Below are 13,964 nucleotides of genomic sequence, written 5' to 3' on the forward strand. Positions count from 1 at the left end.
CCGCTACGGCAGGCCCGCCGCCAGCGAACGCGTCACCTCGGCCGCCGGCAGCGCCCGGCAGCCGCTCGCGTTCTGCCCCGACCACAGCGGCGAGAAGTCGCCGCTGCCCTGCTTCTCGGCGTGCGCGCGCAGCGGCGCGATCGCCGCAGTGGCCAGCGGGAACGCGGGCGCGGCCGGGTTCATCGGCCCCAGCTCGCGCATCACGCGGTTGACGATGCCGCGCGCGGGCCGGCCGGTGAACAGGCGCGTGAGCGCCGTGTGGCGCGCAGCGTCGCTCTGCAGCGCGGCACGGTGCAGCGCGCTGGTGGTCGCTTCCGGGCACAGCAGGTAGGCCGTGCCCACCTGCACGCCGGCCGCGCCCAGCGCCAGCGCCGCGGCCACGCCGTTCGCATCGGCAATGCCGCCGGCCGCAATCACCGGCACATGCACCGCCCTCACCACCTGCGGCAGCAGCGCGAAGGTCCCTAGCTGGACGCTCAGGTCGTCGGACAGGAAGTGGCCGCGGTGGCCGCCGGCCTCCAGGCCCTGGGCGATGACGGCGTCGACCCCCTGGTCCTCGAGCCAGCGCGCCTCGTCGACCGTGGTGGCCGACGCCAGCAGCTTCGCGCCCCAGCGCCGCACGCGCGCCAGCAGCTCGGCCGACGGGAGTCCGAAGTGGAAGCTCACCACCGGCGGTTCGAACTCGGCCAGCAGCTCGGCCTCCTCGGCACCGAAGGCGCGCCGCCCCGGGCCCGGCGGCACGGCCTCGGCGTCGAGGCCGAACTCGCGGTAATACGGTGCCAGCGCGTCCCGCCAGCCCGCTTCGCGTTCGCTGCTGGGCACCGGTGCCGCGTGGCAGAAGAAGTTGACGTTGTAGGGGCGTGCGGTCCGTGCGCGGATCGCGGCCAGCTCGCTGCGCAGCGCGTCGGCGCCCAGCATCGCCGCCGGCAGCGAGCCCAGCCCGCCGGCGTTGCTGACGGCGACCGCCATCGCGCTCCCCTGCGCACCGGCCATCGGCGCCTGGATGATCGGCAGCCCGGTCCCCAGCAGGGCGAGCAGTTCGGTGGTGGCGGCGCTGGGCATGGTGTCTCCTTGCGGTCGGTGTTCGGTTGGCGACCCGGCCACACTGGCCTCTCGGGACGCCGTGCAGGCAGAGGTGCCCCTCAATGAGTCTGCAGGAAGCGCAACACGCGCTCGTTGATCGCATCGGGCCGCTCGACCCAGAAGAAGTGGCCCACGCCGTCGATCCGGTCGACCTCGGAACCCGGGCCCAGTTGGCCGAGCATGGCCTCGGCCGCCGCCGCGTCGAGCGCGATGCAGCCGTCGTCGTTGCCGTGCAGGTAGAGCGTGGGCTGCGGCACCGGCCGGCCCAGCACCGCGGCATGCTCGTCGGCCCAGGCCGGCGTGCCGAAGCGCTGCGGAGCGAAGAAATCGCGGTAGTAGCCCAGCGCCGCGTGCAGGTGGGCCGGGTCGCGCAGGCAGGCCTTCACGTGCGCCATCTCCGCCGCCGGCTCGTGGCCCGGCGACCAGTCGCGCCACAGTTGCTCGAGGAAGGCCAGGTCGTTCGCGGCCACCCAGCGTTCGGCGATGTCCATCTGGAACAGCCAGAAGTAGAACGAGCGCTTGAGCTGCGGGTAGCGCGACGCGATCGCGCCGAACACGCGGAAGTGCGGCACGCTGCCGATCACCGCGCGGCGCCAGCGCGCGGGCTCGGCAGCCAGCGCGCCATAGGCGGCGAAGGCACCCCAGTCGTGGGCGATCAGCACGGCATCGCCGGCGCCGCCCAGCGCCTGGTGCAGCGCGTTGGGATCGTTCGCCAGCGCGCGGCTCGAGAAGTCGCCGTCGGCCGGCACCTCGGTGGGCGCATAGCCGCGCATGAAGGGCGCCACGGCGCGGTAGCCGGCCCGGGCCAGGCGCGGCAGCAGATGGCGGTAGGTCCAGGGCGAATCGGGAAAGCCGTGCAGGCACAGTGCCAGCGGCCCGCTGCCGGCCTCGAGATAGTGGAACTGCAGGCCGGCGGCGCGCACGCTGCCACGCCGGAACTCCGAGGCTGCCTGTTCGTCCATCGCGTTCTCCTTCCCGGCGCCCACGGACGCGCTTCCCGGGCCTCGACGTTCAGCGGAAGGCCGCTTCCATCTCGCGGCGGAACTGCACCGCCTCGCTGCGGGCATCGAACTCCACGTCGTTCCATCCGACCGGCCGCCCGTCGGCGATGTCGCGCTTGAGCCTGACCTTGTGCGCCAGCCCCAGCGGCAGGTAGCCGCCGGCCAGCGAGGCGGCCGCCGGCATCAGCTTGCCGTAGACGGTGTAGCCGCCCTCGCCGTCGAGCACCTCGCCGGCACGCAGCGCGCGCTTGGCGGTCGCCACCACGTCGCCGCGCCAGCCGGTGGCCGCGCCGGTCGCCTCGTGGCGCAGGCCGGCGCTGGCCACGCTGATGCCGAGTTCCAGGCCGATCAGGTGGAAGGGCTTGTACATCGACGAGTACTCACCGCTCGGGTCGGTGACGAGGCCGTACTCCTTGAAGCAGCGGCGCACGTACTCGCTGTCGGCCGCGAAGGTGACATAGACGCCCCAGCGCAGGTCGCGGAACACGGGGCGGCCGTCGCGCTCCAGCGAGGAGATCACCTCCACCTGGCCGCGGTGCTGCAGCAGGCCGCCATCGTGCCGCGGCTTGAGCAGGCGCGCCAGGTCGTCCACGCCACAGGGCGGGAAGGCCAGCCCGTCGTCGGCCGGCGTCAGGCCGCAGGCGTTGGACACCGCCGCCATCTCGATGGCGCTCTTGGTGCCGTCGAGGAAGCTGTTGAACATCTGCGCGTTCATGCCGCCGGCCCGGGCGTCGTCGGCGCTCAGGCCGTAGTGCTGCCACACCGTGTCGGGCGTGCTCGAGTGGTAGGCGGGCAGGTACTTGGTGCCCTTGCCGGCGGCCACCACCTGGAAGCCGGCCGTGCGCGCCCAGTCGACCATCTCGCAGATCAGCGCCGGCTGGTCGCCGTAGGCCAGCGAGTAGACGATGCCGGCCTCGCGCGCCTTGCGCGCCAGCAGCGGTCCGGCCAGCGCGTCGGCCTCCACGTTGACCATCACGATGTGCTTGCCGTGCCGGCAGCACGCCAGCACGTGGGCGATGCCGGCCGCCGGCGAGCCGGTGGCGTCGATCACCACCTCGACCGCGTCGCTGGCGATCACGGCCGGCGTGTCGTCGGTGAGGCAGGTGCTGCCGCTGCGACGGGCGTCGTCCAGCGACTTCGCGCCGAGCCGGTCCTCGGCCCAGCCCACCGACAGCAGCGCCGCCTTCGCGCGCGCCGGGCTCAGGTCGCACACCGCCACCAGGTGCAGGCCGGGCGTGCGGCGCACCTGGCTCAGGAACATGGAGCCGAACTTGCCGGCGCCGATCAGGGCCACCCGCAGCGGGCGGCCGTCGGCGGCGCGCTGGGCGAGCATGGCGTGAAGGTTCATGGGGCGTCTCCTGTCGAGGGTGTAGCAGGTGGAGCGCACTCCGCCGGCGAAGTTCAGCCGCCGTACAGCGGCGCCTCGCCGGGCGGTCGCGTCTTGAAGCGCTTGTGGACCCAAAGATACTGCGCCGCGTGCTCGCGGATGCGCTCCTCGATCCAGCGGTTCATGCGCAGGGTGTCGGCCTCGGCATCAACGGTCGGGAAGTCGTCCCAGGGCTCGAAGAAGCGCACCCGGTAGCCGCGTCCGCCGGGCAGCATGTAGGCGATGACCGGCTGCACCTTCATGCCCAGCAGCCGCGCCATGCGCGACGGCGCCAGCAGCGTGGCGGCCGGCACGCCGAAGAAGGGCACGAAGGCCGCATCCTTGGCGCCGAAATCCATGTCGGGCAGGTTGAAGAAGCCCATGCCGTCCTTGATGGCGCGCATCAGCGGCTTGGCGGTCTCGTTGCGCGCGAAGATCTTGGCGTTGCCGTAGCGCAGCCGGGCGCGCCGCAGCGCCGCGTCGAACACCTTGTTGCTCTGCGCCTGGTAGATGGAACAGCCGGGCCGCGCCACGAACAGCTGCACCGCGGCGCCGGCCACGTCGAGGCCCATGAAGTGCGGCACCAGCCACATCACCGGGCCGTCGTGGGTGTCGGCGAAGCTGGCCGGCCCCTCGACATGCATCAGGCGCCGCAGGCGGGCCGGCGAGGCATACCAGAGCAGGCCGCGCTCCAGCAGGCTGCGGCCCAGCCACTGGAAATGCTCGCGGGCCAGCGCCTGGCGCTGGTCTTCGGTCCAGGCCGGGAAACACAGCGCGAGGTTGCGCAGCGCGATGCGCCGGCGCGATCCGGCCACGTGCCACAGCAGCCGCCCGAGGCCGCGGCCCAGCGCGGCGAGGATCGGCAAGGGCAGCCAGTGCAGCAACCACAGCAGGAAGAGAACGAGGCGCATGTCAGTCGTCGGCGCCGGCGACACCGCCGGAGCGTGGTTGCTTGTAGCGGTGGTAGCCCCACAGGTATTGCTGCGGGCACTGGCGGATCAGGCCTTCCATCGCGCGGTTGATGGCCGCGGCGGCCTCGGCCGGATCGGCGGGCAGCGGCTCGCCGAGCTCGCTGACGCGCACCCGGTAGCCAGCGCCGCCGGGCAGGCGCTCGCCCCAGATCAGCAGCAGCGCCGCGCCGGTCTGCTGCACCAGGCGCGCGGCCAGGGTCATCGTGTAGGCCGGCTGGCCGAAGAACGGCGCCCACACGCCCAGGCCCTCGGGCGGCACCTGGTCGGGCAGCAGGCCGACGACCTCGCCGCGCTTGAGCGCGCGGATCATCTGGCGCACGCCACCCAGCGTGGCGGGCGCGGCATCGAGCCCGGGCCGGCGGCGCGCCGCCTCGACCAGCGGGCGCAGCCAGGGCTTGCGCGCCGGGCGGTAGAGCACCGTCATCGCGCCGCGGCCGGCCCCATAGTGCTCGGCATACGACTGCCCCACGACCTCGAAGCAGCCGAGGTGCGGCGTCAGCATCACCAGCCCGCGACCGGCGGCCTGGGCCCGTTCGATCAGTTCGCCGCCCTGCCACTGCACCGTCATCGGCAGCGCGGCCTCGGGCGGACGGGCCCACAGCGGCGGCAGCTCGGTGAGCATGCGCCCGGCCGCGCCGATGGCCTGCCGCGCCTGCGGCCAGGGCACGCCGGCGAGCGCCGCGTTGGCGCGGAAGCGGCGCCGGTAGTCGCCCGAGGCGGCATAGACCAGCCAGCCGATCTGCGCGCCGAGGCCGTGCAGCAGCCACAGCGGCCAGCCGGCCAGCACGCGCATCAGGGTCGTCAGGAATCGGCTCATCGAGGGTCGTTAGAATTGTGCCGTCGCCGAGTTACGGAACTACTTGCGGGGCGATTGCAGGGCCGGTCGGGTCTGCCGGGTCGAAGGACCCAACAAACCGCTAAAGCGTTCGCCGCTCCTCCCGACCCGGGCCGGCAACGCGAGTTGCAATGGATCGATTGATGGAGTTTAAGAGTGGCCAACGACTTCCTTTTCACCTCTGAGTCCGTTTCCGAAGGGCACCCCGACAAGGTGGCCGACCAGATCTCGGACGCCATCCTCGATGCGATCTTCGCGCAGGACCCGCGCTCGCGCGTGGCGGCCGAGACGCTGACCAACACCGGCCTCGTGGTGCTGGCCGGCGAGATCACCACCAACGCGCACGTCGACTACATCCAGGTCGCGCGCGACACGATCAAGCGCATCGGCTACGACAACACCGAGTACGGCATCGACCACAAGGGCTGCGCGGTGCTGGTGGCCTACGACAAGCAGAGCAACGACATCGCCCAGGGCGTCGACCAGGCCAGCGACGATCACCTGAACACCGGCGCCGGCGACCAGGGCCTGATGTTCGGCTACGCCTGCGACGAGACGCCCGAGCTGATGCCCGCGCCGATCTACTACGCGCACCGCCTGGTCGAGCGCCAGGCGCAGCTGCGCAAGGACGGCCGCCTGCCCTTCCTGCGGCCCGACGCGAAGAGCCAGGTGACGATGCGCTACGTGGACGGCAAGCCGCACAGCATCGACACCGTGGTGCTGTCCACCCAGCACAGCCCCGACCAGAGCGAGACCGCGAAGAAGATGAAGGCCTCCTTCACCGAGGCCATCATCGAAGAGATCATCAAGCCGGTGCTGCCCAAGGAATGGCTGAAGGACACCCAGTACCTGATCAACCCGACCGGCCGCTTCGTCATCGGTGGCCCGCAGGGTGACTGCGGCCTGACCGGCCGCAAGATCATCGTCGACACCTACGGCGGCGCCTGCCCGCACGGCGGCGGCGCGTTCTCGGGCAAGGACCCGACCAAGGTCGACCGCTCGGCCGCCTACGCCGCGCGCTACGTGGCCAAGAACATCGTCGCCGCCGGCCTGGCGCGGCAGTGCCAGATCCAGGTGGCCTACGCGATCGGCGTGGCGCGGCCGATGAACATCACGGTCTACACCGAGGGCACCGGCGTGATTCCCGACGACCAGCTCGCCAAGCTGGTGGCCGAGCACTTCGACCTGCGCCCCAAGGGCATCATCCAGATGCTGGACCTGCTGCGCCCGATCTACGAGAAGACCGCGGCCTACGGCCACTTCGGCCGCGAAGAGCCCGAGTTCAGCTGGGAGAAGACCGACAAGGCGAACGCGCTGCGAGCAGCGGCCGGGCGTTGAGCCCGGCAGGCGCGTAGCGCCTCAATCGCCTTGGGGCGAAGTTCATGTCGCGCAGCGGCGTGAACGCAGACCACAAAGCTGCGGCCTGTAAGGCGCGCCGCGCGCAAAGCGCGCGGTTTGCCGGTCTTCCGGCGCAGGCTCACTTCGCGCCAGCGAAGTGAAGGGCCCCGGGGCCCGTGCCGCAGCCAGAAGAATGCCCGGCGCAGCCGCTGACCGGATGCCGCGACCGTTCAGGCCGCGGCGACCCGACGCTGCGGCCAGACCGGCTGTCCCACAGCCATCCCGCCGGGGGCCACCCCCAGGGAGTCGCCCTGACTGCGACCGGGCTATTCGGTTCTGCAAAACAGGAACAGACCCGGCCGATCGCGTAGCCTAGCGGGCCGACACGCCGTCCGATGAGCAACCCCCTCCGCAACGCCACCTTCCGCCAGCTCGCCGCCTTCAACGCGGTCGCGCGGCTCGGCAGCGTGTCGCGCGCGGCCGACGAGATGCACCTCACGCAGCCGGCGGTGTCGATCCAGCTCGGCATCCTGGAAGACGCGGCCGGCACGCCGCTGCTGCGGCGCAGCGCGCGGGGGGTGAAGCTCACCGAGGCCGGCGAGCTGCTGGCCGGCTACGCCAGCCGCATCCTCGACCTGTGGGGCGAGGCCGGCGATGCGATGGCGGCGCACTGCGGCGACATCGCCGGCCTGCTGCGCATCGGCGCCGTGACCACCGCCGAATACCTGCTGCCACCGCTGCTGCTCGAGTTCGTGCGCGAGCACCCGCAGGTGAAGGTGAAGCTGCAGATCGGCAACCGCGCCGACGTGGTGAACCAACTGGCCAACCAGGACATCGACCTGGCCATCATGGGCCGCCCCCCAGCCGAGCTGAAGACCATCTCCGCGGCGTTCGCGAAGCACCCGATGGCCTTCGTCGCCGCGCCCACCCATCCGCTGATGACGACGCCGCGGCTCGGCCTGGCCGCGCTGAACCAGGCCAACCTGCTGGTGCGCGAACGCGGCTCGGGCACGCGCACCACGGTCGAGCAGCTGTTCAAGGACGCCGGCGTGTCGCTGACCATCGGCTCCGAGATGTCGAGCAACGAGGCCATCAAGCAGATGTGCGCGGCCGGCTTCGGCGTGGCCTTCCTCTCCTTGCACTCCTGCGTGCTGGAGCTGGAGACCGGCCTGCTGGCCATCCTGCCGATGCCGGACTGCCCGATCGAGCGCGACTGGCACGTGATGCACCTGGCGGGCCGGCCGCTGCCGGCCGCCGCCGCCGCCTTCGAGCAGTTCCTGCGTGTGCACGGCCAGGCCTGGATCCACTGGCGGCTGGAGCACATGCGGCGCAAGACGGCCGCGGCCGCCGCACCGGCCGTGACCGCCGTCGCAGAGCCGGCCGCCCCGGCGCGCAAGAAGGTGGTGCGCAGCGCAGCGTGACCGAGGCAGCCGGGCGCGCGGCCCCGCGCCGCCTCAGCCCTTGGCCGCCGCGCTGATCGAGTCGGCCTTCGCGAGCAGCGCCTCGGCCATGCGGATGCTGGCGATGTCGATCAGGCGGCCGTCGAGCGAGACCGCGCCGCGGCCTTCCTTCGCGGCCTGCGCCATCGCCTCGAGGATGCGGCGGGCCTTGGTGACCTCGGCCTCGGACGGCGTGAACACGCCGTTGGCCAGCTCGATCTGCGACGGATGGATCGCCCACTTGCCCTCGTAGCCCAGCACCGCGGCACGGTTGGCGGCGGCCCTGTAGCCGTCCGGGTCGCCGAAGTCGCCGAACGGGCCGTCGATCGGGCGCAGGCCATAGGCACGGCAGGCCACCATCATGCGGGTCTGCGCGGCATGCCACGGGTCGGTCCAGAACGCCTGGCGGTGGCCCTGCTCGTCCTTGTCGGTCAGCACCACCGAGTCCTTGTTCACGCCGCCGATCACCGTGGTGCGGGCGCGCGTCGACGCGGCGTAGTCGGCCACGCCGAAGCTCATCGCCTCGAGCCGCTTGCTCGACTGCGCGATCGCCTCGACGTTGGCCATGCCGAGCGCCGTCTCGATCAGCACCTCGAAGCCGATGCGCTTGCTGCGGCCCTTGGCGTTCTCGATCTGCGTGACCAGCATGTCGATCGCGTACACGTCGGCGGCGACGCCGGCCTTCGGGATCAGGATCATGTCGAGCCGCGGGCAGGCCTCGACGATGTCGACCACGTCGCGGTACATGTAATGGGTGTCGAGGCCGTTGATGCGAATCATCATCGTCTTCGTGCCCCAGTCCACCTCGTTGAGGCCCTGGATGATGTTCTTGCGCGCCTGCGGCTTGTCGTCGGGGGCCACCGCATCCTCGAGGTCGAGGAACACGATGTCGGCGGCCGACGCGGCGGCCTTCTCGAACATCGCCGTGTTGGTGCCCGGCACGGCCAGTTCGGAGCGGTGCAGGCGCGGCGTGGCCTGGTCGATGATGGTGAAGCTCATGGCAGCAAGTCCTCGATGTTGAAAAAAGGGGAAAGCGGAGAAAGGCAGTGGCTCGCCCGGCGCATCAGCCGGTGGCACCCAGGCCGGCGGCCGCGCAGTTGATCGACAGCAGGAAGGCGGTGCGCACGTCGTCGTCACCGCCCTCGCGCAGCGCGCGCAGCAGTTGCACCTGCTCGCGGCTGACCTGGTTCATGGTCTGCAGCCGGCGCGCGAGCCGGCGGCGCAGCTGCGGGAAGCGCTCGGCCACCCGGCTCCCACCCGACACCTTCAGCACCATCTCGCAGGTGAGGCGGTACTCGCGCTCGATGGCCTGGAAGATCGGCTCGCGCACGGCCGGGTCGGCCACCAGGCCGGCGAACTCGCGCGCGATGTCGAGGTCGACCGTCAGCAGCGTCTTCTCCACCTCGTCGATCACGGTGCGGAACAGCCGGCCCTCGTGGAACATGCGCTGCAGCAGCTCGAGCCCGCGCGCCTTGCGCACCTCGACGAAGGCCGCCAGGCCGCTGCCCAGTCCGTACCAGCCGGTCAGCATGTGGCGGTTCTGCGTCCACGCGAACACCCAGGGGATCGCACGCAGGTCGGCCAGCGTGCGCGCCTGGGTGCGCCGCGCCGGCCGCGAGCCGATGTTGAGCAGGGCCAGTTCCTCGAGCGGGCTGGAGCCCTGCAGGTAGGCGAGCAGGTGCTCCGACTCCATCAGCTGGCGGTAGGCCGTCCACGACACGCCGGAGATCGCCTCCATCGCCTCGTCGAACTCGTGCTTGGGCACCAGCGCCGCCTCGCGCTCGGACAGCAGCACGTGCTGCAGCACCGACGACGCGAGCAGCTCCACCTGGTAGTGCGCGGTACCGCGGTTGGCGTACTTGTACGACACCACCTCGCCCTGCTCGGTGCTGCGGAAGCCGCCGCGGATCGAGCCCGCGGGCAGCGCCGCGATCGCGCGCCCGGTGGGCGCGCCGCCACGGCTCACCGAGCCGCCGCGGCCGTGGAAGAACGCGATCTTCACGCCGAGCTCCTCGCCCAGGCGCGTCATGGTCGCCTGCGCCTTGCTGAGCTCCCAGTTGGCGGTGAAGTAGCCGCCGTCCTTGTTGGAGTCGGAGTAGCCGATCATCACCTCCTGCACGTTGCCGTGCAGGCGCAGCGAGCGCTGCACCAGCGGCACCGCGAGCAGTTCCTTCAGGATGGCCGGCGCGCGCCGCAGGTCGGGAATGGTCTCGAGCAACGGCACCACCGGCAGCGTGCAGCGCTCCACCGCCTGCGCGTCGTTGAACAGCCCGGCGTGCTTGGCCAGCAGGTAGACGCCCAGCACGTCGGTGGCGCTGTGGGTCATGCTGAGGATCAGCGTGCCGAAGGCCTCGCGGTCGACGCGGTCGCGCATCTCGGCGACGGTGCGGAAGGTCGCCAGCGTCTCCTGCGCCTCGGGCGTGAGGCCCGCGGTAGCGAGCGGCGCCTCGCCGGCACGGCGTGGCGCCGCCAGCTCGGTGAGCAGCCAGTCCTTCCACTCGCCGCTGTCGCTGGCCGGCGGCTCGCTGCCGCGGGCGGCGCGGTAGAGCTCGCCGAGCGTGGCGTTGATGCGGATCGTGTTCTCGCGGATGTCCAGGCGCACCGTCGCGAAGCGGAAGGTGCGCACCTCGCGCAGCAGCGGCGCGAGAAAGGCCTTCGCGAGCGGCTGGGCGCCGGTCTCGACCAGCGCACGGTGCATCAGCTCGATGTCTCCGATCAGCTGGTCGGCGTGCTCGTAGGGCGCGGCATCGCGCGCGGCACCGGCCGGCTCGGGCTGCTCGCCGTTGCGCGCGATCGTCGCGTCGAGCCTGGCCAGCATGCCGGCGATGAACTGCCGGAACAGCTCGCCGGGGTTGCGCGCAGCCACGCCGGCGCCGTCGGGCAGCGCGGCCAGGGCCGTGGCGACGGCGGCGCGGAAGTCCTCCGGCAACGCGGCGGCCCGTTCGCTGATGCTGAGGTTGCGCGCCAGGTCGGCCAGCCGGCTGCGGTAGCGGCGCAGGCTCGCCAGGCGCATCTGCCACAGCGTGTGGCGCGTGACCGTGCTGGTCACGAAGGGGTTGCCGTCGCGGTCGCCGCCGATCCACGAGCCGAAGCCGAACACCACCGGCAGCTCCAGCGTCTCGCCGGGGAACTGCTTCGCGAAGGCGGCCTCGATGCGGCCGTAGAGCTGCGGCACGACGTCGAACAGGTTCTCGTCGAAGAAGTACAGGCCCCAGGCCACTTCCTGGTCGACCGTGGGCTTGTCGAGCTTCAGCTCGCCGGTGAGCCACAGCAGCTCGACCTCGTCGCTGATCGCACGGGTGAGGTCCTCGCGCTCGCGGTCGGTCCAGCGCGGAGACTCCAGGTCGAACAGGCGCAGGTAGATGCGGCGGTGGCGCTCGAGCACCGTCACGCGCTTGGCCTCGGTCGGGTGCGCGGTGATGACCGGGCGGATGCGCAGGCTGCACAGCGCCTCGCGGATCTGCCGCGCGTCGAGCCCGGCCTCGACGGCGGTATGGAACACATGCGCGAAGGTGCCGCGCACCTGCGCGTGGCCGCGCTGGCGCTCGACCTCGCGACGTCGCCGCATGTCGCGGTTCTGCTCGGCGATGGCGAGCAGCTGGAACCAGATCGCCTGCGCCTGGATCGTGCGGGCCAGCAGGCGGGTCGACATGCGCTCCTGCGGCGCCTCGCCGCGCAGCACGCGCGCGACCTCGGGCTCGTAGCGCTCGATGACGCCGATCAGCGCCGCGCGCAGCAGCTCAGACCGCGCCAGCGCGTCGGCGCGTTCGGCGCCGGCGGCCGACTCGTCGGGGTCCGCGAGGTCGGGGCGGGAGCGTTCGCCCATCACTGCACGCGCGTCAACGCCTGGGCGACCGTCTTGCCCAGCTCGGCCGCACTCGGCGACACCAGCAGGCCGTAGGAGCGCATGATCTCGGCCTTCTCGCCTGCCGTGTCGCCCACCGCGGAGATGATGGCGCCGGCATGGCCCATGCGGCGGCCCTTGGGCGCGGTCAGGCCGGCCACGTAGCCGACCACCGGCTTGCTCATGTGGGCCTGGACCCAGGCCGAGGCTTCGGCCTCCTGCGGACCGCCGATCTCGCCGATCATGATCACGGCCTTGGTCTCGGGGTCCTGCTCGAAGCGCTCGAGGTGGTCGAGGAAGGAGCTGCCGTTGATCGGGTCGCCGCCGATGCCCACGCTGGTGGTCACGCCAATGCCCAGCGCCTTCATCTGGGCCGCGGCCTCGTAGCCCAGCGTGCCCGAGCGCGACACGATGCCGACGTTGCCGCGCTGGTAGATGTTGCCCGGCATGATGCCCAGCATGGCCTTGCCGGCACTGATGATGCCGGCGCAGTTCGGGCCGACGATGGTGGTGCGCTGGTCCTTCGCGTAGCGGCGCAGGTAGCGCTTGACGCGCATCATGTCCTGGGCCGGGATGCCGTCGGTGATGATGCACACCAGCTTCAGGCCGGCGTCGGCCGCTTCCATCAGCGCGTCGGCCGCGAACGGCGGCGGCACGAACAGCAGGCTGGCCTCGGCGCCGGTGGCGTTGACCGCTTCCTTGACGGTGTTGAACACCGGGCGCTCCAGGTGGCGCTGGCCGCCCTTGCCCGGCGTCACGCCGCCGACCACGTTGGTGCCGTAGGCGATCATCTCCTTCGCGTGGAAGGTCGCCTTGTCGCCGGTGAAGCCCTGCACGATGACGGGGGTCTTTTCGTCGATCAGGATGCTCATGGGTGTCTCGCTTTCTCGTCGGTGAGGGTCGTCGTCAGACTCAGGCTGGCACGTGCTCGCGCGCGGCCTGCACGGCCTTCTGCGCGGCCTCGGCCAGCGAGTCGGCGGTGATGATGGGCAGGCCGCACTCGCGCACGATCTTCTGGCCCTCCTCCACGTTGGTGCCGGCCAGGCGCACGATCAGCGGCACGCGCAGGCCCTTGGCGGCCTGCACCACGCCCTGGGCGACCCAGTCGCAGCGGTTGATGCCGGCGAAGATGTTGACCAGGATCGCCTTGACGTTGCGGTCCGACAGCACGAGGTTGAAGGCCTGACCGACGCGCTCGGGCGAGGCACCGCCGCCGACGTCGAGGAAGTTCGCAGGCTCGCCGCCGGCGTACTTGATCATGTCCATGGTCGCCATCGCGAGGCCGGCGCCATTGATGATGCAGCCGATGTCGCCCTCCAGGCCCACGTAGTTCAGGCCGTGCTGGTTGGCCGTGGCCTCGCGCGGATCCTCCTCGGCCACGTCGCGCATCTCGGCGATCTGGCGCCGGCGGAACAGCGCGTTGTCGTCGAAGCTCATCTTGGCGTCGAGCGCCAGCACGCGCTGGTCCTTGGTGACCACCAGCGGGTTGATCTCGACCATCGTCGCGTCGAGGTCGCGGAAGGCGCGGTAGCAGCCCATGATGGCCGTGACCGCCTGGCTCACCTGCTTGATGTTCAGGCCCAGGCCGAAGGCGATCTCGCGCGCCTGGAAGGGCTGCAGGCCGACCGCCGGCTCGACCTCGATCTGCAGGATCGACTCGGGCTTGTCGTGCGCGATCTCCTCGATCTCCATGCCGCCGTTGGCCGAGGCGATCACGCGGATGCGCTCGATCTTGCGGTCCAGCACGAAGCCGAGATAGAGCTCGCGCTCGAAGGGCTCGGCCTGCTCGACGTACAGGCGGTTCACCACCTTGCCGGCCGGGCCGGTCTGGTTGGTCACCAGCGTCGCGCCCAGCATCGCCTTGGCGGCGGCCGCGACCTCCTGGTAGGTGCGGCACAGCTTCACGCCGCCGGCCTTGCCGCGGCCGCCGGAGTGGATCTGCGCCTTGACGGCCCAGTGCCAGCCGCCGAGCTCGGTGGCGGCGTAGACGGCCTGGTCGGCGCTGTAGGCCACGCTGCCGCGCGGCACCGGCACGCCGAAGCCGGCAAGCAGTTCCTTGGCCTGGTACTCATGAATGTCCATCGTCG

General features: G+C 71.5%; 11 protein-coding genes. 2 read left to right on the forward strand and 9 right to left on the reverse strand.

Features of this window, described 5'->3' with window-relative positions; all coding sequences use genetic code 11:
* Positions 1 to 3: 3 nt before the first annotated feature.
* From C1M51_RS05905 to C1M51_RS05925, 5 genes are all read right to left on the reverse strand, one after another.
* On the reverse strand, positions 4 to 1,062 hold the full coding sequence (locus C1M51_RS05905; protein ID WP_129448646.1) for a nitronate monooxygenase family protein: 1,059 nt from the start codon (positions 1,060 to 1,062) through the stop codon (positions 4 to 6).
* 80 nt (positions 1,063 to 1,142) lie between these two features.
* Positions 1,143 to 2,045, reverse strand: a complete 903-nt coding sequence (locus tag C1M51_RS05910; protein WP_129448647.1) for an alpha/beta fold hydrolase — start codon at positions 2,043 to 2,045, stop codon at positions 1,143 to 1,145.
* A 49-nt stretch (positions 2,046 to 2,094) separates the two neighbouring features.
* Positions 2,095 to 3,432, reverse strand: coding sequence for an NAD(P)H-dependent oxidoreductase (locus tag C1M51_RS05915; RefSeq protein WP_129448648.1), 1,338 nt, complete (start codon positions 3,430 to 3,432; stop codon positions 2,095 to 2,097).
* 53 nt (positions 3,433 to 3,485) lie between these two features.
* Positions 3,486 to 4,361, reverse strand: a complete 876-nt coding sequence (locus C1M51_RS05920; protein ID WP_129448649.1) for a lipid A biosynthesis acyltransferase — start codon at positions 4,359 to 4,361, stop codon at positions 3,486 to 3,488.
* 1 nt (position 4,362) lies between these two features.
* Entirely contained in the window at positions 4,363 to 5,238 is an 876-nt protein-coding gene (locus C1M51_RS05925) for a lysophospholipid acyltransferase family protein (RefSeq protein ID WP_207207802.1), read from the reverse strand.
* A gap of 174 nt (positions 5,239 to 5,412) precedes the next feature.
* Between C1M51_RS05925 and metK the strand changes: the two genes are divergently transcribed.
* Positions 5,413 to 6,594: a methionine adenosyltransferase gene (gene metK, locus C1M51_RS05930; RefSeq protein WP_129448650.1), complete on the forward strand. Its 1,182-nt coding sequence runs from the start codon at positions 5,413 to 5,415 to the stop codon at positions 6,592 to 6,594.
* A 395-nt stretch (positions 6,595 to 6,989) separates the two neighbouring features.
* Positions 6,990 to 8,015, forward strand: coding sequence for a LysR family transcriptional regulator (locus C1M51_RS05935; RefSeq protein WP_129448651.1), 1,026 nt, complete (start codon positions 6,990 to 6,992; stop codon positions 8,013 to 8,015).
* A 33-nt stretch (positions 8,016 to 8,048) separates the two neighbouring features.
* Here C1M51_RS05935 and C1M51_RS05940 read toward each other — a convergent pair whose 3' ends face one another.
* From C1M51_RS05940 to C1M51_RS05955, 4 genes are all read right to left on the reverse strand, one after another.
* Positions 8,049 to 9,032, reverse strand: a complete 984-nt coding sequence (locus C1M51_RS05940) for a CoA ester lyase (protein ID WP_129448652.1) — start codon at positions 9,030 to 9,032, stop codon at positions 8,049 to 8,051.
* A gap of 64 nt (positions 9,033 to 9,096) precedes the next feature.
* Positions 9,097 to 11,859 (reverse strand): phosphoenolpyruvate carboxylase, encoded by a 2,763-nt coding sequence (locus tag C1M51_RS05945; RefSeq protein WP_129448653.1) that lies wholly within the window; start codon positions 11,857 to 11,859, stop codon positions 9,097 to 9,099.
* Positions 11,859 to 12,749, reverse strand: a complete 891-nt coding sequence (gene sucD / locus C1M51_RS05950) for a succinate--CoA ligase subunit alpha (RefSeq protein ID WP_129448654.1) — start codon at positions 12,747 to 12,749, stop codon at positions 11,859 to 11,861. The genes C1M51_RS05945 and sucD overlap by 1 nt, the downstream gene beginning before the upstream one ends.
* A gap of 40 nt (positions 12,750 to 12,789) precedes the next feature.
* A complete protein-coding gene (locus C1M51_RS05955) occupies positions 12,790 to 13,959 on the reverse strand; it encodes a malate--CoA ligase subunit beta (RefSeq protein WP_036230600.1) in 1,170 nt (389 codons plus the stop codon).
* Between the last annotated feature and the right edge of the window lie 5 nt (positions 13,960 to 13,964).

Source organism: Methylibium sp. Pch-M, from assembly GCF_004136295.1.
GTDB classification, from domain to species: Bacteria; Pseudomonadota; Gammaproteobacteria; order Burkholderiales; family Burkholderiaceae_C; genus Methylibium; species Methylibium petroleiphilum.

Bases quoted from the DNA above. Each gene is read 5' to 3' on its own strand.
- C1M51_RS05905 (WP_129448646.1), bottom strand. From the start codon at position 1,062: ATGCCCAGCGCCGCCACCACCGAACTGCTCGCCCTGCTGGGGACCGGG.
- C1M51_RS05910 (WP_129448647.1), bottom strand. From the start codon at position 2,045: ATGGACGAACAGGCAGCCTCGGAGTTCCGGCGTGGCAGCGTGCGCGCC.
- C1M51_RS05915 (WP_129448648.1), bottom strand. From the start codon at position 3,432: ATGAACCTTCACGCCATGCTCGCCCAGCGCGCCGCCGACGGCCGCCCG.
- C1M51_RS05920 (WP_129448649.1), bottom strand. From the start codon at position 4,361: ATGCGCCTCGTTCTCTTCCTGCTGTGGTTGCTGCACTGGCTGCCCTTG.
- C1M51_RS05925 (WP_207207802.1), bottom strand. From the start codon at position 5,238: ATGAGCCGATTCCTGACGACCCTGATGCGCGTGCTGGCCGGCTGGCCG.
- C1M51_RS05935 (WP_129448651.1), top strand. From the start codon at position 6,990: ATGAGCAACCCCCTCCGCAACGCCACCTTCCGCCAGCTCGCCGCCTTC.
- C1M51_RS05940 (WP_129448652.1), bottom strand. From the start codon at position 9,032: ATGAGCTTCACCATCATCGACCAGGCCACGCCGCGCCTGCACCGCTCC.
- C1M51_RS05945 (WP_129448653.1), bottom strand. From the start codon at position 11,859: ATGGGCGAACGCTCCCGCCCCGACCTCGCGGACCCCGACGAGTCGGCC.
- sucD (WP_129448654.1), bottom strand. From the start codon at position 12,749: ATGAGCATCCTGATCGACGAAAAGACCCCCGTCATCGTGCAGGGCTTC.
- C1M51_RS05955 (WP_036230600.1), bottom strand. From the start codon at position 13,959: ATGGACATTCATGAGTACCAGGCCAAGGAACTGCTTGCCGGCTTCGGC.